Source organism: Thalassoglobus sp. JC818 (assembly GCF_040717535.1).
Classification (GTDB): Bacteria; Planctomycetota; Planctomycetia; order Planctomycetales; family Planctomycetaceae; genus Thalassoglobus.
In genome coordinates this window covers 181,389-207,292 of sequence record NZ_JBFEFI010000006.1, presented here as the reverse complement: position 1 = coordinate 207,292, position 25,904 = coordinate 181,389, and the positions used below count along the sequence as shown (strand labels likewise).

Annotated in this window: 18 protein-coding genes; 4 read left to right on the top strand and 14 right to left on the bottom strand. The window is 53.2% G+C overall.

The window, feature by feature from the left end:
- Nucleotides 1-46 precede the first annotated feature (46 nt).
- Nucleotides 47-1,249 (bottom strand): GIY-YIG nuclease family protein, encoded by a 1,203-nt coding sequence (locus tag AB1L42_RS16830; RefSeq protein WP_367058415.1) that lies wholly within the window; start codon nucleotides 1,247-1,249, stop codon nucleotides 47-49.
- A gap of 204 nt (nucleotides 1,250-1,453) precedes the next feature.
- Between AB1L42_RS16830 and AB1L42_RS16825 the strand changes: the two genes are divergently transcribed.
- The 3 genes from AB1L42_RS16825 to AB1L42_RS16815 all read left to right on the top strand — a co-directional run bounded on the left by AB1L42_RS16825 (nucleotide 1,454) and on the right by AB1L42_RS16815 (nucleotide 4,536).
- A complete protein-coding gene (locus AB1L42_RS16825) occupies nucleotides 1,454-2,503 on the top strand; it encodes a Gfo/Idh/MocA family oxidoreductase (RefSeq protein ID WP_367058412.1) in 1,050 nt (349 codons plus the stop codon).
- Between the two features lie 86 nt (nucleotides 2,504-2,589).
- Complete coding sequence (murD, locus tag AB1L42_RS16820; protein ID WP_367058409.1) at nucleotides 2,590-3,990, top strand: UDP-N-acetylmuramoyl-L-alanine--D-glutamate ligase; 1,401 nt, start codon at nucleotides 2,590-2,592, stop codon at nucleotides 3,988-3,990.
- Nucleotides 3,991-4,038: 48 nt separating this feature from the next.
- Nucleotides 4,039-4,536: an MOSC domain-containing protein gene (locus AB1L42_RS16815; RefSeq protein WP_367058406.1), complete on the top strand. Its 498-nt coding sequence runs from the start codon at nucleotides 4,039-4,041 to the stop codon at nucleotides 4,534-4,536.
- Here the strand turns inward: AB1L42_RS16815 and AB1L42_RS16810 are convergent.
- The 4 genes from AB1L42_RS16810 to AB1L42_RS16795 form a co-directional block, all read right to left on the bottom strand.
- Entirely contained in the window at nucleotides 4,480-5,829 is a 1,350-nt protein-coding gene (locus AB1L42_RS16810; RefSeq protein ID WP_367058403.1) for an MFS transporter, read from the bottom strand. The genes AB1L42_RS16815 and AB1L42_RS16810 overlap by 57 nt on opposite strands.
- Before the next feature lie 127 nt (nucleotides 5,830-5,956).
- Nucleotides 5,957-6,988 carry a 2-oxoacid:ferredoxin oxidoreductase subunit beta gene (locus AB1L42_RS16805; protein ID WP_367058400.1) on the bottom strand — a complete coding sequence of 344 codons (1,032 nt, stop codon included), beginning with the start codon at nucleotides 6,986-6,988 and terminating at the stop codon, nucleotides 5,957-5,959.
- Nucleotides 6,989-7,075: 87 nt separating this feature from the next.
- Nucleotides 7,076-8,992 carry a 2-oxoacid:acceptor oxidoreductase subunit alpha gene (locus AB1L42_RS16800; RefSeq protein WP_367058397.1) on the bottom strand — a complete coding sequence of 639 codons (1,917 nt, stop codon included), beginning with the start codon at nucleotides 8,990-8,992 and terminating at the stop codon, nucleotides 7,076-7,078.
- A gap of 351 nt (nucleotides 8,993-9,343) precedes the next feature.
- Nucleotides 9,344-10,243, bottom strand: a complete 900-nt coding sequence (locus tag AB1L42_RS16795) for an NAD(+)/NADH kinase (RefSeq protein WP_367058394.1) — start codon at nucleotides 10,241-10,243, stop codon at nucleotides 9,344-9,346.
- A gap of 178 nt (nucleotides 10,244-10,421) precedes the next feature.
- Between AB1L42_RS16795 and AB1L42_RS16790 the strand changes: the two genes are divergently transcribed.
- Nucleotides 10,422-11,180 carry a hypothetical protein gene (locus AB1L42_RS16790; RefSeq protein ID WP_367058391.1) on the top strand — a complete coding sequence of 253 codons (759 nt, stop codon included), beginning with the start codon at nucleotides 10,422-10,424 and terminating at the stop codon, nucleotides 11,178-11,180.
- A gap of 51 nt (nucleotides 11,181-11,231) precedes the next feature.
- Here AB1L42_RS16790 and AB1L42_RS16785 read toward each other — a convergent pair whose 3' ends face one another.
- The 9 genes from AB1L42_RS16785 to AB1L42_RS16745 all read right to left on the bottom strand — a co-directional run bounded on the left by AB1L42_RS16785 (nucleotide 11,232) and on the right by AB1L42_RS16745 (nucleotide 25,878).
- Nucleotides 11,232-13,421 carry a hypothetical protein gene (locus AB1L42_RS16785; RefSeq protein ID WP_367058388.1) on the bottom strand — a complete coding sequence of 730 codons (2,190 nt, stop codon included), beginning with the start codon at nucleotides 13,419-13,421 and terminating at the stop codon, nucleotides 11,232-11,234.
- Between the two features lie 56 nt (nucleotides 13,422-13,477).
- Complete coding sequence (locus AB1L42_RS16780) at nucleotides 13,478-15,403, bottom strand: BatA and WFA domain-containing protein (protein WP_367058385.1); 1,926 nt, start codon at nucleotides 15,401-15,403, stop codon at nucleotides 13,478-13,480.
- Between the two features lie 52 nt (nucleotides 15,404-15,455).
- Nucleotides 15,456-16,355, bottom strand: a complete 900-nt coding sequence (locus AB1L42_RS16775) for a DUF58 domain-containing protein (RefSeq protein WP_367058382.1) — start codon at nucleotides 16,353-16,355, stop codon at nucleotides 15,456-15,458.
- A 54-nt stretch (nucleotides 16,356-16,409) separates the two neighbouring features.
- The gene (locus tag AB1L42_RS16770) at nucleotides 16,410-17,195 is read right to left on the bottom strand and encodes a prolyl oligopeptidase family serine peptidase (RefSeq protein ID WP_367058379.1); all 786 of its coding nucleotides are present in this window, start codon (nucleotides 17,193-17,195) and stop codon (nucleotides 16,410-16,412) included.
- 61 nt (nucleotides 17,196-17,256) lie between these two features.
- Nucleotides 17,257-18,264 carry a MoxR family ATPase gene (locus tag AB1L42_RS16765; protein ID WP_367058376.1) on the bottom strand — a complete coding sequence of 336 codons (1,008 nt, stop codon included), beginning with the start codon at nucleotides 18,262-18,264 and terminating at the stop codon, nucleotides 17,257-17,259.
- A gap of 87 nt (nucleotides 18,265-18,351) precedes the next feature.
- Nucleotides 18,352-21,390, bottom strand: a complete 3,039-nt coding sequence (locus tag AB1L42_RS16760; RefSeq protein WP_367058373.1) for a VWA domain-containing protein — start codon at nucleotides 21,388-21,390, stop codon at nucleotides 18,352-18,354.
- Nucleotides 21,387-23,258 carry an ATP-binding cassette domain-containing protein gene (locus AB1L42_RS16755; RefSeq protein WP_367058370.1) on the bottom strand — a complete coding sequence of 624 codons (1,872 nt, stop codon included), beginning with the start codon at nucleotides 23,256-23,258 and terminating at the stop codon, nucleotides 21,387-21,389. Before AB1L42_RS16755 ends, AB1L42_RS16760 begins: the two co-directional genes overlap by 4 nt.
- A 147-nt stretch (nucleotides 23,259-23,405) precedes the next feature.
- Nucleotides 23,406-24,809, bottom strand: a complete 1,404-nt coding sequence (locus AB1L42_RS16750) for a hypothetical protein (protein ID WP_367058367.1) — start codon at nucleotides 24,807-24,809, stop codon at nucleotides 23,406-23,408.
- Between the two features lie 37 nt (nucleotides 24,810-24,846).
- Nucleotides 24,847-25,878 (bottom strand): extracellular solute-binding protein, encoded by a 1,032-nt coding sequence (locus AB1L42_RS16745; RefSeq protein WP_367058364.1) that lies wholly within the window; start codon nucleotides 25,876-25,878, stop codon nucleotides 24,847-24,849.
- Between the last annotated feature and the right edge of the window lie 26 nt (nucleotides 25,879-25,904).

Genomic DNA, 25,904 nt, shown 5'->3' with positions numbered 1-25,904 from the left:
GCCACCTGAACCGGGCAATCTCAAACTCGGTTGGCCGTCTCTTCAATCAACCGGCACGGCGACGTTTGATCAGGCGGAGTGCGGCGGAATAACTCAATCGTGATGTTTTCTCGTTCGGGAACTGGCGAAACCATCGAAACAGGATGCGAGCGGTTTCAAAGTCTCCCGGACGCAATTGTTCGTTCGATCTTGTCGGTTTTGAATGGCGGGCTTTCAAAGAATTCAGTGGGTTCAAGATTCCCAATGCCTGATCGACCGTATTCGGCTCGTCAATCAACTGGTGAATCACACCTCGTGAGACGACCAACCACTGCGGGTGTTGATTAACCTGAGAATTGAATCGGTAGACAAAATTGGCTCGATTGGTCCAGTCGTGGAATCTTCGCAATCGATCATTCAAGTATAGAAACGCTTTCAGGCGGTCTCGAAGTCGAGCAGCGGTCTCGAAGTTTTTACCACCGGCAGCTTCGCGCATTTGAGTTTCGACCTCAGCCACCACGTCTTGAGCGGACCCGTTTAGAAACGACCGTGCCCGGGAAAAGGCGCGTCCGTATGCAGTCTTCGAACATTGACCGAGGCAAGGGCTGAGGCACGTTCCCAGATCGGCTCGCAAGCACGGAGTGGATGGAGATTCGGGAGTTGGCTGTCCCGAGAAGTACAAAACGGTCGACTTGGGACAATCGCGAAGTCGGAAGTGGAGGTTCAGTTCTTCCGTCGCTTCCCGGGACCACTGGTTGAACGGGATCGGCCCCCAGATCCCTTGATGACGGCCGCGGAGTTCCTCAACGAACTCAAATCCGCCGACCGGATGATCAATCGCGACGACATATCCCGTTCTGAGCTGAGTAGGATGGCCGATGACATTCATCGGAGGGCGGAACTTGCGAATCAACTCCCGCTCCCGAATTCGGGCGATGAGCCCATGATCGAGAGGTTGCCAGATCAGGCCCACGGCAGCCCGTCGGATTCGAGATTCTCTCCGGCGGGCTCGTTTTTGCGTGAAGTAGGTCTGCAACCGGTTTGCCAGCGAAACAGACATCCCAACGTAAACGATCTGATTCTCAGAATTGATCAATCCGTAGACGCCCGGAGCCTGCGGGCAATTTTCTCTCACTCTCGAACGAATCGTTTTGAGTGTTCCCGTCAGGTCAATTGTCCGAATAGATTCGGTGCTCGGGCAGCGCTCCGAACTCGCAAAAGTTGTCGCAAGCTTCGCGGGGATCGTTACTTGCGATCGTTTGCGGGGCATTGTCCGTCCTTGTGATTCATGCTGTCCTTCCTGACTCAGGCAGTGCGAAAGATCATATCTTGCGAAACGTCAGTGAGTGAAGATGGAATTAGAACAGCCTTGCCGCACCGCAGAATTTCTGCACTCAGGGGACTCCCTGTCGAATGCAGAAGTCGATAGGATGCGTCGCTTGAAACACACTTACAGATTGAGGTTTGGGAAACAATGGCGGAGACGATTCGTATCGGACTGATTGGTGCCGGAAAAAACACGCAGGAACGTCATATTCCGGGGCTGAAAAACATCGACGGCGTCGTCATTGCAGGCGTCGTCAACCGTTCGATGGAGTCGTCTCAGGCAGTCGCCGAGAAGTTCGGAATTGAGAAGTGTTTTGCGTCACCTCAAGAGTTGATCGAATCGCCTGACATCGATGCTGTCTTGATCGGGACCTGGCCCGATCAACATTGTGCTCTGACATGTGCAGCTCTGAAAGCGGGTAAGCATGTTTTGACCGAAGCTCGCATGGCTCGAGACCTTGCCGAAGCTCGTCAAATGCTTGAGGCAGCCAAGACTCATTCGGAACTGGTGGCTCAGGTTGTTCCCAGCCCGTTCGGTCTCGTATGCGGTCCGTCCGTCAGTTCGATGGTCAAGAGCCACTTCCTTGGTGATCTGCGAGAAGTCGTTGTCCTCGGAGCGAACGATCAGTTCTGGGATTACAGCAAGCCGCTGAGTCCTCGTCAGGATTCAAATTTGAGCGGGAAGAACTTTCTGGCGCTGGGGATTCTCCACGAAACACTCATGCGGTGGGTTCCCGAGCCAGTTCAGGTCTTTGCCCAAACTGAACTCTTTGAGCCAACGCGACCGTCAACCGATTCTGGAGAGTTTGTCACCGCGACCGTTCCTGACAGTGCCCAGATTCTGGCTGAACTCAAGGGGGGCGCCCGGTGCATGTATCACTTGAGTGGTGTCATTCTCTTTGGTCCGGGGCTTCAAATTCATCTCTATGGAAGCCGTGGCACGATGAAAATTGAGTTCGTGAACGGAGAGGAAGTCGTCTGGCACGGACGGGCTGGTGATGAAGAACTGCAACGGCTCGAAATTCCAGAAGAAGAACTGGGACGGTGGCAGGTCGAAGAAGATTTCGTGGCAGCAATTCGAGGAAAACGGAAGGTCGATCTCACCGACTTTGAGACTGGCGTTAAGTACATGGAGTTCGTCGAAGCTGTCTCGATGAGTGCAGAGTCGAATCAGCCTGTCGAACTGCCACTCGACTAGAGCATCTTATTCGTCACACGCTTCGTCTTTGAATCGACGAAAGGGTGCGATTGCGTCGTCTTGCTCCAACAACTGACGGGTTGACTATGGACCGTGGAGATTCTTCGTTCGCGGGACAACGTGTCACGGTCATGGGGCTTGGGCGTTTCGGCGGTGGGATTGCGGTCGTCAATTTTCTTCTCGACTCCGGTGCGCGCGTCACTCTAACAGACTTGCAGCCTGCTTCTGGCTTAGAGCGGTCACTCAGCCAGATAGATGTTTCACGTCTTGAATCGCTTGTTCTTGGTCAGCATCAGATGGAAGACTTTCTGAGTGCCGACTTGGTCGTCGTCAGTCCAGCACTGAATCCGACTCGGAATCGATACACGCTTGCAGCCATCGAACACGGTATTCCACTCACCAGCGAGATCGAGATCTTCTGGAGAAACTGCCGCGGATCGAAAATCGTCGTGACAGGAACTGTTGGCAAGTCGACCACGTCGACACTCATTCATGCGATCCTCAATGCAGCTGGCAAGAGAGTTTTCCTGGGGGGCAACATCGGTGTGAGCTTGCTCCCAATCGTCGAAAACATTCGAGAAGAAGACTGGGTCGTGTTGGAACTGAGCAGCTTCCAACTCAGCCAACTCGCAGCGATCAAGCCAGCTCCGGAAATCGCTTTGGTCACAAACTTCCGACCAAATCACCTCGACTGGCATCCTTCGATCGATGACTATCGTCGCTGTAAAGAAAATGCCTCGCGCTGGCAGTCTTGCGATCAGGTGACGATTCTCAATCGAGATGATGAAGCTCTTCGGAACTGGCCCGGCGGTGGACGGCGAATCGGCTTCGGTCGCTCGCTTCAAGATGGTGAGTATGGAGCACGCGTGACTCCCGATGGCGTCCTTCTTCAGGCGGATTCAGGTCAAAGGATGATTCCGTTCAGCCAGCTTCCTGATCCGTTTCAGTATCGCCATCTGCAGGAGAATCTCGCAGCCGCGCTGGCGGTGACGGGCGTTTGTCTTGAACTCTCAACGCAACAACTCATCGACGGAATTCACAAGTTCGAACCGCTCGCTCATCGCTTAGAAGTACTTCCGGAAACAGGGCCGATCACATTTGTGAATGACTCGAAAGCGACAACACCTGAAGCAACGATTGCGGCTGTCGAGAGCTTGCCCGATTCGATCTATTTGATTCTCGGCGGGAAAGATAAACAGGTCGATCTCCGGCCAATGTGCGAAGCTGTTTCGCGGCGGGTTCGAGGAGTCGCCTGCATCGGTGATGTTGGTGCGACACTGGCGGATTACTTTCGCGAGTTGACTCCCGATCTGCCGGTCGAAATTTCTGCGAATCTCGACCAAGCAGTTGAGTGGGCCGTTGAACGTGCTCGGCCCGGCGATTTCGTTCTGTTGTCGCCTGGGTGTGCGAGCCACTCGGAATTCTATAACTTTGAACATCGAGGTGACGAGTTCTGTCGAATTGTGCGAGAACGTGTCACTCGATAACGAACTCAATGGAGTTCTTGAACGACCCTGTGTGAGAGAGATTGGCCCATGGCATCGATCGAGTTTGGCGATTTGCTCAACACAGTTCCTCAAGTGGGACGACTGGATTGGATCGGTGTTTCGCCGGGGAAGAAACAGCCGATCGAGCAGTTGGAATCCGCGACCGTGAAGGTCGGGTCCGGAATTGATGGCGACCATCACTGCAAGAATCGACCGGGAGGACGTCGGCAAGTGACTCTCATTCAAGCGGAGCACTTGCCGGCTGTTGCAAAGATGTGCGGTCGAGATGATGTCTCTCCGGATTTGCTTCGACGGAATCTCGTCGTCTCCGGAATCAATCTCTTCTCACTGAAGAAGTCGACGTTCGCCATCGGCGAAGTCGTTCTGGAAGGAACCGGTCCGTGTGATCCGTGTCGCCGGATGGAAGAGAATCTGGGGGAGGGAGGATTTCAGGCGATGCGCGGACATGGAGGGATTACCGCGAAAGTCTTAAACGGGGGTACGATCCGGCTCGGAGATTCTGTCACCGTCGTCAACGCCGAGTGAGTCGTCGTTTACAGACACGCGAGTTCTCGGTTGGACGACGGGCAGCATCAGCAGAGGTGCACTGACTCGCCCTAACCAGGAAACGCCAAAGATCGTCAAGTAGACCCATCCCGGCGAAATGTCACTTTGGCTTAGACCCCAGTCGAGGTAGTACCCGCCCAGGAGTCCAGCGAGACCAGCGATGAGCCCGCTCCACTGACGGGAGAGGCTGATGTGAAGTGTGTTGTCGCTGACTGGTGCGAGCTTAAGCGTGAGGTTTTGAAGCCCGACGTTGACCATTCCGAACGCTCCCCAGGCAAGATTCGACCCCACGATCAACCACCAAAACTCTGGTGTGGCTGCGATCCAGAAGGGCATCGCGCAACTGACAATCAGCAGTCCGAAAATGGTCACTTTTCTATCATGGTCTCGATCACACATCGTCCCCGCCCAGCGAGCGGAAATGATTTGCAGCAGCAGCGTCACTGCAGTCAGCACGTAGTAAGTTTCCAGTGAGACGTGTAAGACTCCCACGCTGAACTTGAATAGAGCGACCTGAGTGAGACCTTGGAAGAAAGCGAGCCACCATCTCGAACACAACAGCCAGCGAAATGAGAGGCTGAGGTCTTTCCACCGCGTGCGTGAGTTTCTGGGAGTTACTTTGGGCTCAAGCTTAGTGTGGGACTCAGGCAGCGAAAGCATTGGAAGAATGGAACTCAGTGCAAGAGCAGCCCCCATTCCGAAGATGATGAGGTAGCTCCAAAGTTCCCAGTCGCCGGACCATTTCGAGATGAGTCGACTCCTCAACAAGCCGAAGCTGATTGGGACAATCATCGAAACGATCAGGCCAGCGATTCGTCGTCGAGAAAAAAACGTTCCCCAATTCTGCTCGGGGACCAGATCACTCAGCCAGGAAATGTAGGAACAATATGCGATTCCCTGTGCCAGATACCAAACGATGATTGCACACAGAGTGATTGGCAAAGACAGAGTGTTGAAGCGATCGGGAAGAAACAGAAAGACTGCCGGAATCACTAGTGCCGTCAGTCGTGCGACAACCAGTCCACAGATCCACAAGCGTTTTCGTCCGCGGAACCAATTGAGAATTCGACGGGTGAAGACTCCCAGCGACTCCGCACATTCTGGAGCAACTTGTATCGCAGCCAGATAGAGAGCCGACTGCTCGAACTCGTAAATGAAATAGTTCAGGAACCCACCGGTCGTCAGAGAGTTTCCGGCAGTGAATAGAGCCTGACTCCACATGACCAGTCGAGTCACCGTTTCGGTGCTGAACTTCCTTGTCCCGTCGGGCAATGTAACTCCTACATCTAACGGATTTCATAGCGTGTCGAAGACAAACAACGTGCTCTTCCAGAACACTTGATGCTTCGGCAAGATAGAAACTTCCGATGTGGAGTTCATCTCTCTGAGAGTAGAGATTCTATGATTTCGCTTTCACTTCCCAGGTGTCGCCTGAGTTGAAGAGCTTATCGAGATCGCCGGAACCTTGAGACGCGATGCAATCCTTGAACTGACGGTCCACTTCTCCATCGTACGTTGGCCGCTCGATGGCTCGAAAGACACCCATCGGTTCCGGTGAGTCAGGCCATCTCATTTGGGCGAGTCGAAAGGCGTGAGTTGGGTCGTCCGTCGTTTCATCATGGAAGAGCAAGTCGTCTTCTTTGACGTCGCTCAGATTGACGATATCCGGATTGCCTGCTCCGTCGATTCGAACGCCTTTGTCACGAGCTTTCCCGTAGATGAGTGGCTTACCGTGTTCGAGGTAAATGCAGTTTTCTTCTTTCTGGTCCTTCTTGGTCGCGAACTCAAACGCACCTGAGTTGAAGACATTGCAGTCCTGATAAACTTCGACAAAGGCAGATCCCTTGTGGGCGGCTGCCCGCTCCAACACAGACGTCAGATGTTTAATGTCAACGTCAGCACTTCGAGCAACAAACGTTGCCCCAGCACCAATCGCGATGGAAAGTGGGTTCAGTGGTCGATCCACCGATCCGAACGGAGTACTCTTGGTTTTCTTGCCAAGGGGACTGGTTGGGGAATACTGTCCTTTCGTCAGTCCGTAGATCTGATTGTTGAACATGATGATTTTCAGATCGACGTTTCTTCGCAGCGCATGCATCAGATGATTGCCGCCGATCGACAGAGCATCTCCGTCGCCCGTGATCACAAACACCGTCAGTTCAGGCCGGGCGACTTTCAGGCCGGTCGCGATGGCTGGAGCTCGGCCGTGGATGCTGTGCATGCCGTAGGTAGACATGTAATACGGAAAGCGGCTGGAGCAACCGATTCCGGAAACGAAAACAATGTTCTCTCGCGGAATTCCGAGAGTCGGTAAAACCTTCTTCATCTGAGCGAGAATCGAGTAATCCCCGCAGCGCGGACACCAGCGAATTTCCTGATCGCTGGCGAAGTCTTTTTGAGTCAGTACAGGAAGACTTGTATCAGCCGACATTGGGTGTTCCGATAAATCAAAAGTAAAAGTGAATTGAAAGCTTCGAACTCAATAATCAGGGCTTTCAGCGAGTTGGAATGTTCAGGGTTAACTTTCGAGGACTTCGTCGATCTTGTCGCACAATTCTCCGATGAGGAACGGTTTGCCTTTCACCTTGCTCATACTGACGGCATCAACCAGGAAGTGAGCGCGGATGATGATCCATAGCTGTCCCGAGTTTAATTCGGGAATCAAGACCTTCTTGTAACGACTTAACACCTCGCCGAGGTTTCGAGGAAACGGATGAATGTATTGTAGATGGCAGTGGGCGACCGACTTCCCTTGTCGTCTGGAAGCAGCACAAGCTGACTTAACGGCCCCGTATGTTCCTCCCCAGCTGATGACCAGCAGATCACCACTCTCTGAGCCATCGACTTCCTGATCGGGAATCGATTCGGCAATCTTGTCCAACTTCTGGCTGCGAATCTTGGTCATCTGCTGGTGATTGTCAGGATCGTACGAGACATTTCCCGAACCGTCGGATTTTTCGAGCCCGCCCAATCGGTGTTCAAGTCCGGGAGTGCCGGGAATCGCCCACGGACGAACGAGGTTTTCATCACGCATATAGGGTTGGAAACCGTGGCCGTTGCCGTTGGATTCCGTTGGATGTCGAACTTTGACGCGATACATGCCATCGACTTCTGGAATCTTCCACGGCTCTGCTCCATTGGCGATATACCCATCGGTGAGCAGGAAGACAGGAGTCATAAATTCGACCGCAATTCGAACTGCCTCCTGAGCCATGGCGAAACAGTCGGCAGGAGAACGGGCTGCGATCACTGGCATGGGGCAATCCCCGTTGCGACCGAAGTAAGTCAGGAACAAGTCGGACTGTTCAGTTTTCGTCGGAAGCCCTGTGCTGGGACCTCCGCGTTGCACATCGACGATGACCATCGGGAGTTCCATAATGACTCCCAACCCGATCCCTTCTCCTTTCAATGCGATCCCTGGACCACTACTGGCTGTGACAGCCAAAGCCCCTCCGAAGGCAGCTCCGACTACGGATGTGATCGCGGCAATTTCATCTTCAGCTTGAAATGTTCGGACTCCAAATCGTTTCAGCTTTGAAAGCTCATGGAGAATGTCGCTGGCGGGAGTAATCGGATAACCGCCGTAGAAGAGTTCCGTCTCTGCGAGCTTTGCGGCGGTAACCAGTCCCATCGCCACAGCTTCGTTGCCGGTCACTTTGCGATATCGTCCCGGCTCCAGCTGAGCAGCGGGAACTTCGTAATGAACCGTGAACTGTTCCGTTGAGAAACCGAAGTTGAAGCCTGCTTTGAGGGCTCGGAGGTTGGCTTCGAGGACGCTTGGATACTTTCCAAACTTGGATTTGACCCATTCTTCCGTTGGCTTGGAATCTCGTTCGTACAGCCAGTAGACCAAGCCCAGCGCAAAGAAGTTTTTGCAGCGATCAGCTTCGCGAACGCTCAATCCAAGTCCGTCGACCGCATCGCGGGTGAGTCGAGTCATCGGGACTTTGTGGACGCGGTACGAAGCGAGTTCGGATTCGTCATCGAGAGGGTTGGAATCGTAGTGAGCTTTACCGAGGTTACTCTTGTCGAACGCATCTTCGTTGACGATGAGTGTTCCGCCCCGTTTAAGGTCGGCAAGATTTGTCTTCAACGCCGCCGGATTCATTGCGACGAGAGTGTCGACTTCGTCACCGGGGGTGTAGATGTCACCACTCGAAAAGCAGAGTTGAAAGCCCGAAACCCCGAAGAGTGAGCCGGCAGGGGCTCGGATCTCGGCGGGGAAGTCCGGAAGCGTACTCACGTCATTCCCGAAGACCGCTGAGACGTTGGTAAACTGCGTCCCCGCAAGTTGCATCCCGTCGCCGCTGTCACCGCAGAATCGGATGACGACCGATTCTACAGTTTGAAGTTCCTTCGTCGCAGTCTGACTTTCAACTGGTGTTTCGTTCTCCGCAGTCTCTTGCTCACTCGACTCTCGACTCTCGGATGACATCGCTCCGTAACTCCTCGGTGACTCTGATGAGTCTGCTATGTCAGAAAGTTCTGAGAATGCATCCAGTTCCAACTCGCCCCGTCAAGGATTGATCGTGTGAATGAATGTCAACAACTCCTTGATGCTGTCTTTCGAACACGACGAATCTGGAGGATGGATAACACTCGGGATCCAGTTCCTGACCAAATTTTGAGACGGAAAAAACGCTTCCATCTCTCCCATGACCTCTGGGTTCATTCTTGCAATTCACTGCAGGCTTGCAAAGACCTTACATCGGGAAATCAGCATGAGTTGATGCGTTTTTCACGAAATGCAGTTTTTGCCAAAATCGAATCTTGACGAGAAAGGAATCTAGTGTTCCTGTCGAGGGATTCGGGACCTTCGGTAGCGGGGTTGTCCGTCCCATCCGAGTTTGCGATGAAGCGTGCCGTAAAAGTCGTAGCCTTCGACCCGGAGCAGCTGGAAAGAGATCTCCGCTTCACGAACAATGACCTCATCACCTGATGAGAATGGAACCCGAATCTGTCCATCAACGACGAGCATGACTCCGTCAGGCACAAAATCAGCAGTCAGTCGGTATTCCGCATCAGCCCGGTCGACAATCGGACGCACAGTCAGAGTGTGTGGACAAATTGGCGTGACCACAAAGGCTCTCAGATCCTGCCGAAGGATCGGACCGCCGGCGGACAAGTTATGCGCAGTCGAACCAACGGGCGTGCTGACAATCAAACCGTCGCCGCTGAAAGTTGTGACTTCCGTTCCATTGATCGAAAGTTCGATATCGATCAGCGAGAGCGAAGCCCCTGCTAAGATCGCTGCTTCGTTGAGGCCGTGATAACACGATTCCTTCCCGTCTGCCTGACGATGAATACACTCAAACATCAGATGTGAAACGACGGAGTATCGACGCTCAACGAGGTCGTCGAGGATCACTTCGACATCGTCTTCTGCAATTTCTGCGAGGAATCCCAGTCGGCCCAGATTGACCCCGAGGATGGGAATCTGTTCATTCTCGAACCAGCGGCAAGCGCGCAGAATCGCTCCGTCTCCGCCGACGACCAGGGCGACGTCAACGTCCTGATCACCAATCGTCTCGTCTGAGGTCGTCAGTGTGGCGACGAGTTCGATTCCGTCTTTCTCGGCGAGGATCTTGCTGAGCCTTCGTTGTGCCTTTTGCACATGTGAAGACTGGTCGCGAGCCACGATGACGATTTTTAGAGCAGGCTCGGACATGCCACGCTTTCTTCTCATTCGGAGTCAGCCTTCGTCCCTGAGCAAGTTGCTCTGTCCTGTGCACTCGCTTGCGCGTTCTAACTCATCCTAAAGCTGAGTTTGCTCGTGCGAGTCAGTGCAAATCAAAATTGAAAATGTACCAGGTCAGGCCGAGGTGATATAATCAGGGACCGTTCTTTCCGCATGAAGATAACAAATGCCCTCACACGTGTCGCATCTCAATACTCGTTTCCTGATCGGTCATGTTGCGCGTGGCCTGAGGCTGATCACGTTGACGATACTGTGCAGCGGTACGCTGGCAACTTTGGGATTCACGGAGGAACGTTCGCCTTCATCCAGTGACTCCGCAATGCAGAAGCAACGTCGAGAAGTCATTCAGAGCATTGCAGATTCTGCGAATCGATTGGGACAGAAAGTTCAGAACGGCCAGTTCGGGGTGCAAGTTCTTGACGAGCAGAAACGCGTCCTCGAAATGATTCGACAGTTGCTTCCAAGCGATGATCAAAATGAGTCGTCCGCGGATTCTCCAGGCAGTGCGAGCGATTCATCCAACACTGATGGAACTGAGCAATCATCAGGAGAGCATGCAGGTGACGGGGCGGGTGGGCGTCCAGAGAACGCGGACAACGCTTCCAATGCCTCTTCAGATCCCTCACAGGGAAGCAACTCGAAAGAGCCAACTGACGGCGCGACGGGTGACGGAGCAGGGCAGGGACCAGACGAAAGCCCAGCGCCTGCGAATTGGTCAGCCTGGCAACGTGCGACACTCGAAGACGCTGTGTGGGGACACCTTCCTCCTCAAGAGCGAAGGCAACTTTCTCGAACTTACAGCGAGACATTCCTGCCGGGCTATGAAGATCAGGTCAAAGCGTACTTTGAACGATTGGCTAGACTCGGAACTCGAGCGGCTGACTCGAGAGGCAAATCTGAAGAGCCAGCTCCGCACGAGGAATAAGAGACGCTCTCAAAAGCTTTCAGCTAAGCGAGTCTGCCCGCCGCCAATTGATCAACGTTTCTTCCGAGTGTCATAGATTTTTCGGTAGACGGTCCAATGGTTGTCGTCTCTCTTTGCAACGAGCAAAAGCCATTGATGCGGATCGGAGGAGTCGATCAGAGGAAGGTCTTCAAGAAAGTCATCACACTTGGGAGAAAGCTGACTCACAACCGAATACATGCCTGCTTCTGTTCGAAATGCGGTGGCATACAGGAAATTGGTCTCGCTGCGGTTGCGGTATTGATCAATGACTGGGACTGACATCGGACGGATTTGGTTAGCGTTTTCGGATTCTGAATACTGGAAGAATCCAGGATCGCCGCACAAAGCGATTCGATCGACAGGATACCAGGACATATCCGAACGTTGTTGAGGCGGAATCTGACGAATCAGTTGCGCGTAGATGTCTTCTCCGAATGCAGCAGTGAGTCGTTGTTGAAGAGCGAGATGCTGATTGCTGTCCGTGGGGTCAATCGGGAGCGACCAGTCAAAGTTTCCCGGTGGTACTGTGTTTTCTGTCGGAATCTTCATCCGACGAAAGACCTGCGGAGACCATTTGTGAACCGCCTGAATGAGATGGGCTCCATTCGGGAAGCTTCCGCGATAGAAAGGAAGTTCGTTTGGCGTGTCTTCAGGGCGACGATACTGAACGTTGTTCCCGCCGGAGAGTGATTGCAGATCGATGGGCGCCAGAAGTTCGCGGTCAGCTTCAAGGTCGAGTTGTCTTGATGTCGACAGCAACATCGTCTGAAGTTCGTTGACGCGTGCGATTTCTCCTTCATCAGTCACATCGTAAATCGTCAGACTGCCGCCTTCGTTGCTGCCTTGCATGGCATAATTCGAAGTCGTGATCGCACCGAGCGCGAAAAGAACCGTGACTACTGGAAATGTGACCCAGGTCAGTTTGCGAAGTCCGAGCGATCCCAAACAAAGATAGTCCAGCGGACCGATCGCCAGCACATACAAGAACAGCGACAAAGAGATGAACCACAGCGGCAAAACATTCATTCCCGTCGGTTGAGTTCGCTGAAGAAAACTGACTCCACCGGACGCGGGTGTCTGCCGAAATCGATTGATGAACGCATCGATTCCCGGATCGTTGACGTTGTTGAAATTCCAGTTGTTCAGAACGGTGTATCGTCGACCGGGGTCCCACGACCACTTGCCTGTCTCGAGAATCGGAGCGACCTGTTCTTTGCGCACTTTCCACAGATGGACGAACAACTCCCGAAGCTGCTGGTCGGTGAGCGTTTCGGCGAACTTCTCCTGAGAATCAATGTTCGCAAATGCGACACGACCGAATCCCGGACGACAGGTGAAAATTTTCTCGTCGTTTTCGAAAGAGAATCCTCCGCCCGGAGCTTGGAAGATCTGCGGTTCTGATTCCGGAAAACCAGCGAGGTCATTCAGGTCCGTGAGCACATCTGAGTCGACTCTTTGATCGGAGTTCAGCAAAACGAGCGTGCTTCCCCCAGCTCGAACCCACGCTTTGAGCGCCAACCGTTGCTGTTCGCTGAGCTTCTCAAACAAGTCGCTCGCGATGATGACCAAATCACTGACGCAATGCTCGAGCGGGCTGTTGGGAAAATCAATGGGCTCACAAAGCCGGGACAGGGAGACAACCGGACGATCGGCCTGCACCTGATCATCGTAGCCGGGCAAACACTTTTCGAGGAAGAACTCTTGGCAGATTTCCTTATCTTCGCTTGTGATCCGGTCTGCATCCTGAGACGCCAGGGTGATCACGCAAGCTCGCCGACTTGCACCCGGGACTCGAATCACCTGAGGGTTCAGTGTATGTCGAGCACCATCGCTTGATTGGAAGGTCACGAACACATCGTATTGCGGTTGCCACAGCCTTGCCGTTGGAGGTTGAATCAGAAACTCATAGTCCTGACTTCCTGATGTGAAAAACAGGTTGTCCAACTCATAAAGACCGACTCGACCGCCCGCATCGTTGACGAGTTCCAGCATCAAATTCCCAGCAACGCCGGGAGCCGGCAATCCGCATTGGACTTTCATTCGCAGCAGGATCGGTCCGCCGGATCGATTCGAATAGGTTTCGGCATCAAACTCCACGAGTAATGGATAAGCTCTGGCTGTCTGTGCCTGCAGAGACCGGGCGCACACGAGCAGAGCCAATACGCTGAGCACGATCAGCGTTCGCATCCAAAATGTGGTCTGTTGACTTCCGGATTGCATTGGTTGACTCATCGGAAACAAATCGTCAGCACGTGTGAAGTTACGATGTACATGATCTAGTCAGGAACTCCGACCGGTCGACGCTGAAAGTACCACCATTCAAACAACAGGACGACGAAACCAGTCGCTGCAAACCAGGTCCAGAGGGGAGCATCCTGTTGAACGGTTTGTTGTTCAGCTTCGACCGATAACTCATTGAACACAATTGTGTCGACGGTTTCCAATCGTGATTCAGTTGGGTCAAGCAGGCTGACTCCGACTCGTGCAACGAGGTCACCTGACTTGCGGATCTGGTATTCTCCGACTTCTGGAGCTGAGATCCCTTTCAGGACGCCGTCGCCGTCAGTCGATCGTTCTTCGTGTCGACCGTCCGGCGAGGTCACGCGATAGGTTCCAACTTCGCTCATCACCTGAGCTGGGAGAACTCCCGTGGAAGGAGCCCGGATATCAGCGAGCGAGGCAAGCTGCATCGCTTCATTGATGGCATTCGCGATGAAGACCGGAAAACCGACTCTGTAGGGAAGTGTCGATCGGTCGGTATGAAACAACAGGAAGTACCGCTTCCCGATCCCGACTCGCTGACTGACGATCAGTGGTCCCTGAGTCCCGTGAGCGAGAATGCTGTAACCAAGGTCTTCAATCGAAACATCGCTGATCCCTTCATTCTTCACAGGCATCTCGGAAATAATGACTTCCTTGAGCTGCACGTGCTGAAGAATTTGGGCGTCCCGTTCCCAGTCAACGACTTCGGCAGGTTCGTCCTGAATGCTGATCAGGCTTGTGAGATCGTCGGGAAGAACTCCGATGAAAATACCCAGAGAAGTTTCACGAGTGATGTCATCCTTGTTGTTGGAAATCACTAGGTCATAATCGTTGGTCGGCTCAACTCCATCTGCCCGTGGATATACGAGGACGCCGGGCAGCGACTCCAAAGCATGCCGAAATGCCGTCATGTCGGTCGGACAGTAAACGTCGACTTCCCGACCCTTAGGAAGGTTCAGCCAGGCGTCATTGTCGGCAGCGAGGGCATCGAAACCGACGGGCTGCAATTTCGCCTGCAATGCCTGGTCAGTTCGGGCATCGACAGAAAATACCAGCCGCTGGGATTCGCCAGCATTCAGGATGACTCGTTCATCTCCCACCGGTTCGCCATTCGATGTCAGAACAAGCTCTGCTTCGGTACTGGCTGAAGTTGTCCCTTCGATGCGGATGAAGATGTCCCAACGTTCCGGGGACGAACGGCGAGCGTTGAGTGCGGTGATGCCGATATTGTTTCCGGGTGGATCGATCTGAAAGAAGTCCACTGTGAAGGGGAGATCGAAGTCGACTTCAGCCATCAATTCTCCGGTCGCCGGGTTCGGCCGCGTCGGGAGATTTCCGTCTGAGTACAAGCGGACGGTTTCGATTGACTGAGTTCGCGACAATGCCTGCGCCAGTCGAAGCCCGTCGGTCAACTTGCTCGGCACCTGTTCGACTTCCAGGCGTTTCAGAGCATCGGCAAGCAATGTTTTGTTGTCGGTGAATTCCGTCAACCGTCGGGCTGTCGAGCCCATTGCGATCAGTGTCAGTTTTTGATCCGGCAACAGGCCATCGATGATCGATTGAATTTCGCCCTTCGCGACGTCCAGCCGACTTGTCCCTTCAGCGTCCACAGCCCCCATGCTGGCAGAGCAGTCGATCAAAATTGGAAGGTAAGTCAGGCGTTCAGAGTCACCGCCCCAGAACGGTTGCATGGCTGCCAGTGCCAACAGTGAGAGGAGCAACAACTGCAGAAACAACAGCATGTTGCGTTTGAATTTTTGAAACGGAGCGTTCACTCGCTGGTCGTTGATCACCTGTTGCCAGAGTGCCAGCGAAGAGATGGCGATCCGTGTTCGTCGAAGCTTCAGGAAGTAAAAGATGATCACAGGAATGGCGAGCAGAAACAGCCACGCGTATCTCGGCGCGAAGAAGGTCGGAATCCATTGTGTCAGCCAGCTCATGCTCAATACCGTGATCGATTCAGGGAGTTCAGGTTGTTTTCATTGTGATCGATTATCTGATCCAACCTTGTCGCAACATTTGATCGAATAACAGAGTCTTCAATGGATCTTCACTGGAAACGGAGAGGAACCGTCCGTTCCGCTTGCGGCACTGCGACGCCAGGTAATTCTCGAGTCCAAGCCGATGCTGGTGGTACATCCCCAGCAATTCTCCGACTGAAGAAACGTCCAGCGTGGCGTTCGTCTCCGAGTCGACAAAACGTAAATCGCCGGTCAACTCCGGGGAAATCTCGGTCGGGCCGAGGATCTGTAGTGCGTAAACTTCCAGCCCCGCACCAAACAGCAAATTGAAGCTGCGCGCGACATCGCCAAGTGTCAGAAAGTCGGAAAGAACGATAGCGATGCCTTTTCCTGAATGGACTTTCAAGACCTGATCGACTGCGTCGTCGATGGAGACCGAACCACCCGGAGTTGTCTGCTCGAGAAACCGAAAGAACTTTTTCAAACTCGCTCGACCGGTGCAGGGACGCAAGTAGGGAAGTTCGCCCGCTGTGGTTCCGCATTTGAACACGCTCACGCGCTCCACGTTCATCAGTCCCATCACACCCAAAGCAGCTGCGACTTGGCGAGCCAGGTCGAACTTTCCTTCGAACTCCATGGAACTCGAACTATCGAGAAGAATGGCAACGTGCATTTCTTCTTCGTGAGCGTAAAGCTTCAAGTACGGATGATTCAGTCGGGAGAAGATGTTCCAGTCGACGTATCGCATATCGTCGCCGGGAACGTACTCGCGATAGTCCGAAAACTCGATACTCGTGCCACCTTTGCCGGAGAGGTGTTCCCCGCGCATACGGTTCGTTCGACGGCGCAGCGGGTTCAGTCGCATCTTCTCCGCTCGTGCGAGAACATCATTGGGCAACAAAGATGTGAACTGAGTGGAGGCAGTGGACATTCAGTAAAACTCCGGTCAGGGCAGTGAATCGGGCTGTCAGCGAATTGCTTAGTCTTAAGGACGCGACTGCGCGAACAACCAGTCCCATGTCAGTCGATTCTGTGCTGTCTGTGTCCAGCTGTCGTGACCGACTCCTGGATACTCGGTGTAAACCACGTTTCCATTCAGTTCCTGCAGTTTCGAAACCATCTCGCGTGAACGTTTGACAGGCACTGCCCGGTCAGCATCTCCATGAAAGACCCAGATGGGGACATTCGTGAAACGTTCCGCGTACGCAGGGTCGCCTCCGCCACAAATGGGAATGCCGGCTGCGAATCGATCCGGCCATCGCTGAACGCAGTCCCATGTTCCATATCCGCCCATGGAGAGACCGCAAACGTAGACTCGATCGGGATCAACTGGCAAGTTCTCAAGCAGTGAGTCGATGACTTCGCTCGTCGCGCCGAGTGGTTTGGAAGGTTCTTCCGGCATGGTGCTGCTGGGCTTGCTCCAGTCGATTTCGACCCATTTCTGGCCTTCAGGACATTGAGGAGCGAGAACGAAGCAGGGGTTTCGCTTTCGCATTTCCGGTGAAGCCAGTTCTTCCACGACATGAACCAACTGAGCAGCGTTGTCGTTTCCTCGTTCACCTGCTCCGTGCAGAAACAGAACCAGTGGGTATTTCTGACCGTCTTCGACTTTTTCGGGAGACATGAGGCGATAGTTCAATTCATGTCCGTTCTCAGCTTGATGCTTACGCGATTCGAAGAGAGCTTCGAATTCTTCTTCTGCGAATGTGAGTCCGGTCAATCCGAACGCAAAGACAACAGCTAAAGCGATCACAGGTTTGAGAGTTTTCACAAAAGCGCCTTATGAATTGAGTATGAATCTTTGTTGAGTGAGTGAGCGTTGGTCAATGAATTCAAGCTGCTTGTTCAGGGAGTGTTGTCAGACACTCATCAATCAGATCACCGACTTCGACGTTCTCCGCTTGTCCGTCGTAGTTGAGGAGTGTTCGATGTTTCAGAACTTCGTCGGCAAAATAGCGGACGTCGTCGAATGATAGATGGCTTCTTCCCTGACTCAGTGCTCGCAAACGGCCTGCTTTAATTAACGCCTGAGCTGCACGCGGGGAGGCTCCCCAGCGGATGAATTTCTTAACACCTTCCGGTGAGAACTCTGTTTCAGGATGTGTGGACAAAACCAGTCTGCATGCGAAGTCGCGAATCGGTTCGGCGACGACAACTTTGTTCAGGACGGTTCGCAGGTGCAGGATCCGAGGGCCATCCAAAAGCTTTTGCAGTTCGACTCGCTGGCGAAGAATTGTCCGGTTCACAATCTCGTTGAGTTCAGTTCGCGACACAAACGGGACATCAATTTTAAAGAGGAATCGGTCCAGTTGAGCTTCGGGCAGTGGGTAGGTTCCTTCCTGCTCAAGTGGGTTCTGAGTCGCCATCACGAAGAACGGTTGTTCCAATCGGTGAATCGTTCCTCCGGTTGTGACTGTCCCTTCCTGCATTGTTTCCAGCAGGGCTGACTGTGTTTTTGGAGTGGCTCGGTTGATTTCATCGGCGAGCAGCAGCTGAGTGAAAATTGGTCCAGGGCGGAATTCGAATTGATACCGGCCATGTTCATCAGCCTGCATCATGTTCGTACCAATGATGTCCGCCGGCATGAGGTCGGGAGTGAACTGAATTCGTCGAAATTCCAGATCCAGAACTTCAGACATCGCTTTGATCAGTTCCGTTTTTCCTAAACCCGGAACACCTTCCAGCAGCACGTTTCCGCCGCAGATAATTGCCGTCAGGGCTGCTTCGATGACGCGTTCCTGACCGACGATCACCTTGCTGATCTCGGCGCAGACCGACTCATAAGTCTGTTTGAAGTCATTGGCCTCCGCCTGGAGTGCGTCAAGTTCCTGATCGTTCATCGGTCTTCCTCAATCGTGACGAATTGTCTTGAGATGATTTATGTATGTAAGAGTGGCTCGTCGTTGACGGTGTGAATTGCCTGTCAGCTATTTCTGGTCAGGGCTGTCGTCGTCCTCGGATCGTTTTCGTTTCATCTGGAGCAGTCGACTGGTCGTCGATTCATCCTGTTTTGGAGGTGCGTTTTTCGGTTTCTCGGTCTTCGGTTTCGAAGGGGCAGCGGTCCGCTGTGCATCAGTTGTCAAGTATGGGCTCTTTTGTCCCGTGGGCTGGAATGGTTTTGAAGGACGTTCCGACTTCAGGTGTTCACCCACTTGTTTCTTACGTTGCAGGAGTGCTCCCATCGTTTGAGTCGTTTCCTTTTTCGATCCGAATCCAAGCATCGATTTCACAACCGACCAGTCGAGTTGAACGCGTCGGACAGCGACGTCGAGCGGTAACAGACAAGCCAGCGCGATGAGAAACCAGTCGAAAATTGGCTTGGAGCTTTGTTTCGGAGTTCGTCGGTTATAGATGTCTTCAGCAGTCGAATCGGCAGACAATTCGGTCCCGGCTGTTTCGTCTTTAATTTGCTGAAGAGTGCTCATGTTCGAAGTGAACTTGAGAAACTCTGGCGAGTAAGAAACGATGAACCCGCCATGGACCCGGTCTTCGCGGTCTCCGGATTTTCCGATTGTGGTGACCTGAAATTGCCCCTTGTCATTCACCGGGAATGTTCCCTGATAACGACGTGGCCCGACCTGCTTCAAAGGAATCGACAATTCCGTTCCGCCTGGTCCGGAGACTTTCGCAGCGACATCGAGAAAGTCTTCTTCGGGATGAAAATCTTCGACAACAATGACCCCTTCGCCGCCGGAGTTGTAAGTCCACATCCGCAGACTTCCCGTCTTTTCGACACGGGAAATGCGAATCAGCAGCTGTTTGACGAACGCGGTGTAATCATTCCAGTCTACCCAATCGCGAGCCCATTGATTGGAGAGAGACGAAGTGAATGCGGCAGTTGTTCCCAACCCGTATCTCCAAATGGCGAGCACTGGGTCTGTCTCTTCTTCAGCAGCATCTTCCGGGATCGTGAAGAGAATGTTTTCCGTGAGCGCGTTTTCTTTGAGAGACGTCAGAACAAAACCATGCAGCGGAGGGAGGCCGTCGATTCCTTCGAGAACCGGCGAAGGGAAGCCGACGTCAGGAGTGAAGTCTTTCTCCTGAATCATGCTTCGCTTCAGAGTTTTTGCTTCCTTGATGAAAATCGACGGAAGTTCATTGGGGTCGGCCGGGAAGTAGTAGCGACCATCGGTTGCGTTAGCGATGTTTCGCAGCGTTTCGATTTCGATTCCGCCATGCGGGAAGATGGCGATTGTTGAGACGCTGATTTTCTCCGAGATGAATTTGTTTAACAGGTTTGGAGCCGGAATCTGCGGGTCTCCGTCGGAAATGATAATCATGTGCTTCGTGGCAGCATCGCTTTTGCTCAGTCCATCTAAACCAATTTGCATTGTCGGGCCGAAAGCAGGCATATCGCCAATGACCGCGCTGTTGATCGCGGGTACCATATCCTCGTATTGAGAAGCAGGAGCCAGGTCGACAATCCATTGTTCCCCACCGGGACCGTAAGCGATGACGCCGACATCGTCCTGGTTTCCGAGAACTTTGATAGCCTGCTTCGTAATTCGCTTGGCCCAGGTATTTCCTTCGGCGAATTCGCACGTGTGCAGGATGATCGCCAGCGCACCTTTCGGGAGGACTTTCTTCTTGGTGATGTCCATCGAGACCGGGAGGACTTCTTCGACGATTGTCCGATGATAACCACCGGGGCCGAAGCTGTTATCTCCACCCGTCATCAGAAACCCGGTTCCCTGATTGAAAACGGCATCACGCAGCGCCTGTAGCTGTACTTCATCGAAGGCGTCATGGGCGACATTCGCGAAGACGACGCAGTCATACGGCAGCAGTGACAGGGAATCGCGAGGGAATCGGTACGAGTCGACGACCTCGATCGCGCGTTCTCCTTCTCGTATCGCTCTGGCGAGATGTTCGTAATCCCGATCATCGTCGCGAATGGGATCTCGCACGATGAGCACTTTGCCTTCACCCTCAACGTAGATGTAGCCGACCGCCCGATTGTTTTCGTCTCGCCCGTCCGCTCCTTCTTCTGGAATCAGAGTCGCTTCGTATTCGTAGTATCCGGGACTTCTCAGATAGATCGGGATGTCGATTCGATTCTTGCCTTCTTCGAAGGTGATTTCGATCGGATCTTCGGTGATCGGTTCGCCGTTTTCCTCGATGATCAACTTCCCTTTCCCTGCTTGGAGAGAAGAGATCACGACCGATGCTTCATAGGGTTCGCCGATCTTCACAGACTGCGGAAGATCAAGCCGTTCAACCCATGTTTCGTTGTCGTACTGGTACTTCACCGGCAGAACGTCGACGGAAATCTCGCGAGAGTTCAACTGGTCGAGAACGGTTTTGAGGTCGCCGGTCGTTTCTGATCCATCGCTGATGAGGACAATACGTCCGCGTCGGTCTTCTGGAAGAATGGCAGCAGCGAGAGAGAGTGCGTTTTCAATGTTCGTGGCATCGCGATCGACACGACTGTTGAATCGGATTTCCTCCGGATTCGACATCGTGCTCCCATAATTCGTTTGAATGGGAGGGACTTCGACCGCGGCTGAGCTTCCGAAAGCGATCCAGCCAGCGACATCCTGAAGCGGTTTTTGAGAAGTTGTTTTGGCCACAAAAGTGAGTGCATCGGTCACTCGGTCAGGATGAATCGACTCAGAGATGTCAACAGCGTAAACGACTGAAAGTTCATCGGTAGTGCGAACACTTCGCGGCTCGGCAAGCATGGCGACGAAAACGCCGACGAGAATCAGACGCACGATGAGTGCTTGCGTCGACCTCCAGCGATTCAGTCCGCTCCAGCCACACGTTGCCATCCACCACACCCAGACGGAGACAACGATCAGCCCGAACATCAACGGTTTGGTGAACGTGAAAACGTCGAAGGAGATCACCGTGAGAATCGTCGCTGCGTACAGGATCAGAAAAATGATCAGAGGCAGCGCGTCACGCCAGCCAACCCGGCTGCGTGGTTTCGGAAAGATTCGGCGGAGCAGGTTTGGGACTTTCAATACTGTAGTTCCACAACTCGACGGTTTCCGGTATCAGCAACGGCGATCTTGCCGTCATGGTTTACTGCAATTCCCCATGGGGTCCAGAATTGTCCTTCCCCCCGTCCTTCGTGTCCATAACGACCCAAAACTTTTCCGTCGGTCGAAATCCGGGAAATACGACCAGCTCCGTACTCAGCCACGAACAATGACCCGTCTGGTCCTTTTGCCAAGTCATACGGATAGTAGAGCCCAGCTGTTTGCGCATCTGCAACGACACGCAGAAATTTTCCGTCCGGGTCGAATGCCTGAATCCGATTGTTGATGGCATCGGCGACGTAAAGCGTCCCTTCGTGCCAAACGAGGCCGCTCGGTCGCTGAAACTGTCCGTTTTCGGTGCCGACTTCTCCGAACTCAGTGACAAACTCTCCGGAGTGCGTGAACTTCTGGACGCGATCGTTGCCGCCATACTCTGCGACATACAGAAAACCATCCGGATTCTGTGTGACGGCAACCGTGTAAATGAACTGGCCCGGACCTCGCCCGAACTCTCCAAGCGTGCCGAGCAGTTCTCCCTCGACATTGAAGAACGTAATACGATTGTAGTGTGTGTCCGCGACCGCGATGCGTCCATCCAGCAGCACCCAGGCCCCTTCTGGTTTTCCGACGTCGTATTCCGGCATCCACCATTTACGGACGAGGTCTCCGACTTGGTCGAACATGAGAACTCGACCTGCATCATCGAGAATGAACAAATCTCCACGAGGGCTGAAGGTCATTCCTCGCGGAGCTGGGAGCATCGGCCCTTCATTCGGAAGCGGTGACATCTTCGCAGAGCGGATGGCGAGCTCTGGTTCTTGTGCGTCCGATTGGCCGCATCCTGATAAAAGTGGAATCAGAAGCGACAGGAAAGCGAAGAGCATCAGACTGAGACGAACACGTGTTCCCGACGCGAATGTGCCAGACGACGGCTGATGATAAATCGTACGGACTTCGTTGGTCTCTCGATGTTGAATCTCAGATTGATGATGCTGGCCGACGTTCCAGGTTTTCTCGACCGACAGCGGAGACGAGTCGTCTGCCTGGAGAGCAACCTGTTCCGGACGCAGACACTGGTTTCCGTTCTCAGCTGACAACCAAGTCGATTGTTCATCGCTGGTGAACCAGTTGACTGGTCCGAGCAGATTCGCAAGCGATTTGTTCTCGGGACGATAATACAACTCGTGAGGCGGTCCCGACCATGCGACCTGGCCATCTTGAATACAGATGACGAAGTCCGCTTCTCGCAGAACCACCGACGGAGAATGCGTGGAGAAAATCAGTGAACTGCCGGAGCGTTTGAGTGCTTCACGCAGCACCCTCCAATAGAGATCAACGCGTTCTGGATCAACATGCGTGAACGGTTCGTCCATCACATGCACAAATGGCTGCATCGCCAGACTTCTTGCAACAGCCAGTCGCGCCCGCTCTCCCATCGACAACGAGTCAGGTGTGCGTTCGCCCAAATGTGACAGATCAAACGTCTGCAGAAGTTCATCGACGGTTTGAGCAGATGACTTCTGATTAGTCGACGTTAGTTGAGAGTCTTGTGAAACAAGTTGTAGATGATCACGGACACTCATCAGTGGCCAGAGACCGAAGTCAGCCGGAACCCATCCAACACCCAGACGACGTTTGGACTCTCGTTGCACGGAATCGGAAGCACGCACCTCTCCGCGGTCGGGAGATTCAAACTCAACCAGCAGGTTCAACAGAGACGTTTTTCCTGCCCCGGAAGGGCCGATCACCGCAGTTACTCCACTCGGAATGGAAAGCTCATGAATTGCCAGACGAGGGCTACGAGAGTGCCCCAATTGAACGTTCTCCAGATTCCAGAGTTCGATTCCCATGATGGCAATTTGCCCTTTGCAGTGGGGCGGTCCAGTATTCGTCTTATGTCTGATGAAACTCTTCAACGCCGATTTGGATCACAACCATGTGCAACATTCTCGGTCTTTGTCGGGAATTCGTTCACACGATTCAGTGGTGAAGATGAGTTAGAGAAACTTTGTGAACAGTCGTCGAAGTGAAACCAGAACGGTGATCAACACAAACGGAATGACAATCCCCACAGCGAGTTTGACTCCCAGTGCGGCGATCCTCCCATAGTGTAAACTATTGTAAAGAACATAATTGATGGGAGCCAATCCAGGCATGGCCAGGATCGACGGAAGCATGACTTCGAAGTAACTCCAGTACGATAACAACAACGCGACAACAAACACCTTTCGGCCGTGAAATTTCCAATGCAGTTCTCGGCCGATCTGCTTTTGCGTAGCGTTTCCTGAATCACTGAGCAGCTGAGTCATCTTCTTTGCTGGAGAATGATCACTCAAATCGAAACAGTGAAAGAGGATGATTCCTCGCGGCAATAGGTACAGCACCTCCGCCAAAACCAAAGGGGCTGGTGTATCGTACGCGAATCGAAAACTCTCTGTTTGAAAGATTTCCGCGACGGTCAAACCCCACGGAAGACTCCCCATCGAGGCTGGGAGAAAAAGCAGGAACAGCAACAACTTCGGAATTCCTGCTTGAAACGTTGACCTCAACAACAGAGCAAGTCCCAGGCAAACGCAACCGGACGTAGCACCGATCAGAATTCCATCGCTGACTTCGCGAATGAGTGTCGGCTGAGATCCGACCATGTACAGACCGAATCGAAAACCTCGCACAAGATGCCATGTCGGAGTGAAAACCACGACGAGCCAGCTCATCGTGATCCACAAGCAGATCAACAAAGTACGCCCTGTGTGAGCTTGGGAAAGTCGTCGGATGTGGTGGTGATCATGCTGTCGCGAGGTGTTGATCCACAGAACGATAGGAATAAGAAACGGAAGGTGCACAACCATCGGGAAAGCAGCCAGCCGCAATGTTTCGCCAAGTTCCAGTCCGCGTGAGTGCTTTGTGAAAATCCATTCGGTCCAACCGTTCGCTTGCATGAGTGAAGCAAGGTCCGCTTCCTGAAACGAGAGCAAGAACAACAGACAAAACGCAGTCAGATGGATTTGAAGCCGCGACTGCAATGCCAGCCGAAACCGAAAACTCCACGAGGTGCGACCTAAACGTCCCAGATGAATCGCACTCTCCGTCACAGCAGATGGAGGAGAGAGCCAGAGGACGATCACAGCGACTGGAAACAGCTGCATGAGCACAATCGAGCCGTACAGGCATTCGCGCAGCCACGGATGATGAACGAGCGACATCGACGTGTCGCGAAAGCAGTATCCCGTCATCACTGAAGGAATTAGAAACGGGACAGCCATCGCAAACATCATCCACTTCCGCCGGGCAGGGGGAAGGGATTCGAGAACTCGACAGCCCCATTCAGCCAGACAGGTTCCCAATGCGGAAATGATCAGGCTTCGAATCAGCGACCAGATGAGCGCACCCAACCAGGTCACTGGCGATCACCCATTTCCGAATGTAAGTCGATGAAAATCATTGAGCAGGAGATGTATACAGTTCGGACAGCCACTTCAAACATTCGCTTCTGGCACTCGCGGAGTCTGTAACATTCAGTGACTCAGCTGCGAGAGGAATCAGTTCACGGACATCTTCGGGAAGAGCTTCCTCATCGATTGGGCCGAGCGGGACCTGTCGGGAACCTGATTTCGCCAGTGCGAGTTCGACACGTTCACTGAGCAGATAGTCGACCAGTTGCTGGGCTTGTTCTGTCTTGGAAGTCCCCTTGATCATGGCCACGCTGTTCGGGATGCAGATCGTCTTTCCTTCAATTCGGATCGGTAGCATCGCGACCGGGGAGCCTTCATCCAGTCCGACGAAATAGTCATCTGTGTCGGTCCAGCCGAATTTGCAAACACCCTCAGCAACCAGATTCTTTACAGTCGCATTTCCTGGGGAAATCTGACAGCCGCGTTTCAACAGGTCGGCATACCAATCTCTTGTTTCCTCGCCGCCCCACTGGTCCCAGAGAATTGTGAAGTGGGTTAGCGTCGTTCCGTAAAGCGGCATTGCAATTGTCATCTGCGACAGGTCGTCCGACTCAAAGGCTTCCAGCACTTTCGATTCATCCGCAGTGAAGGAGTCTGTATTGACGATCCAGACTCGCAAACGACCTCCAAAACCGACCCACAGCCCGTCCGGATCTTTGAACTGTTCCGGAATTCTCTCGAAGCCGCTTCCACGATAAGGTTGAAGTACTCCCGCATCGGCAAGCTCAACGGTTCCGAGTACCTGATTGTTCCAGAAAACGTCGCACACCGGGTTGTCTTTTTCTCGAAGCAACCGCTGGACGAGTCCCAGAGATTTCGTGGCTTCTGTGTCACCGACAACGACAACCGGAATGCCAGTCTCACGTTCGAAGTCATCCAGAATCTGGCTCGCGAAGATCAGGTCGTGCGCACAATAGACGACAAGTGCTTCATCAGTTCTGCGAGCGACTGACATCCAGCCGATCGCAAGCGTGAGGACGAGAAACCCGATGAGGACATACTGCAGCGGTCTTGCCACGGAAAGACTTTCCAGGATTGATCAAG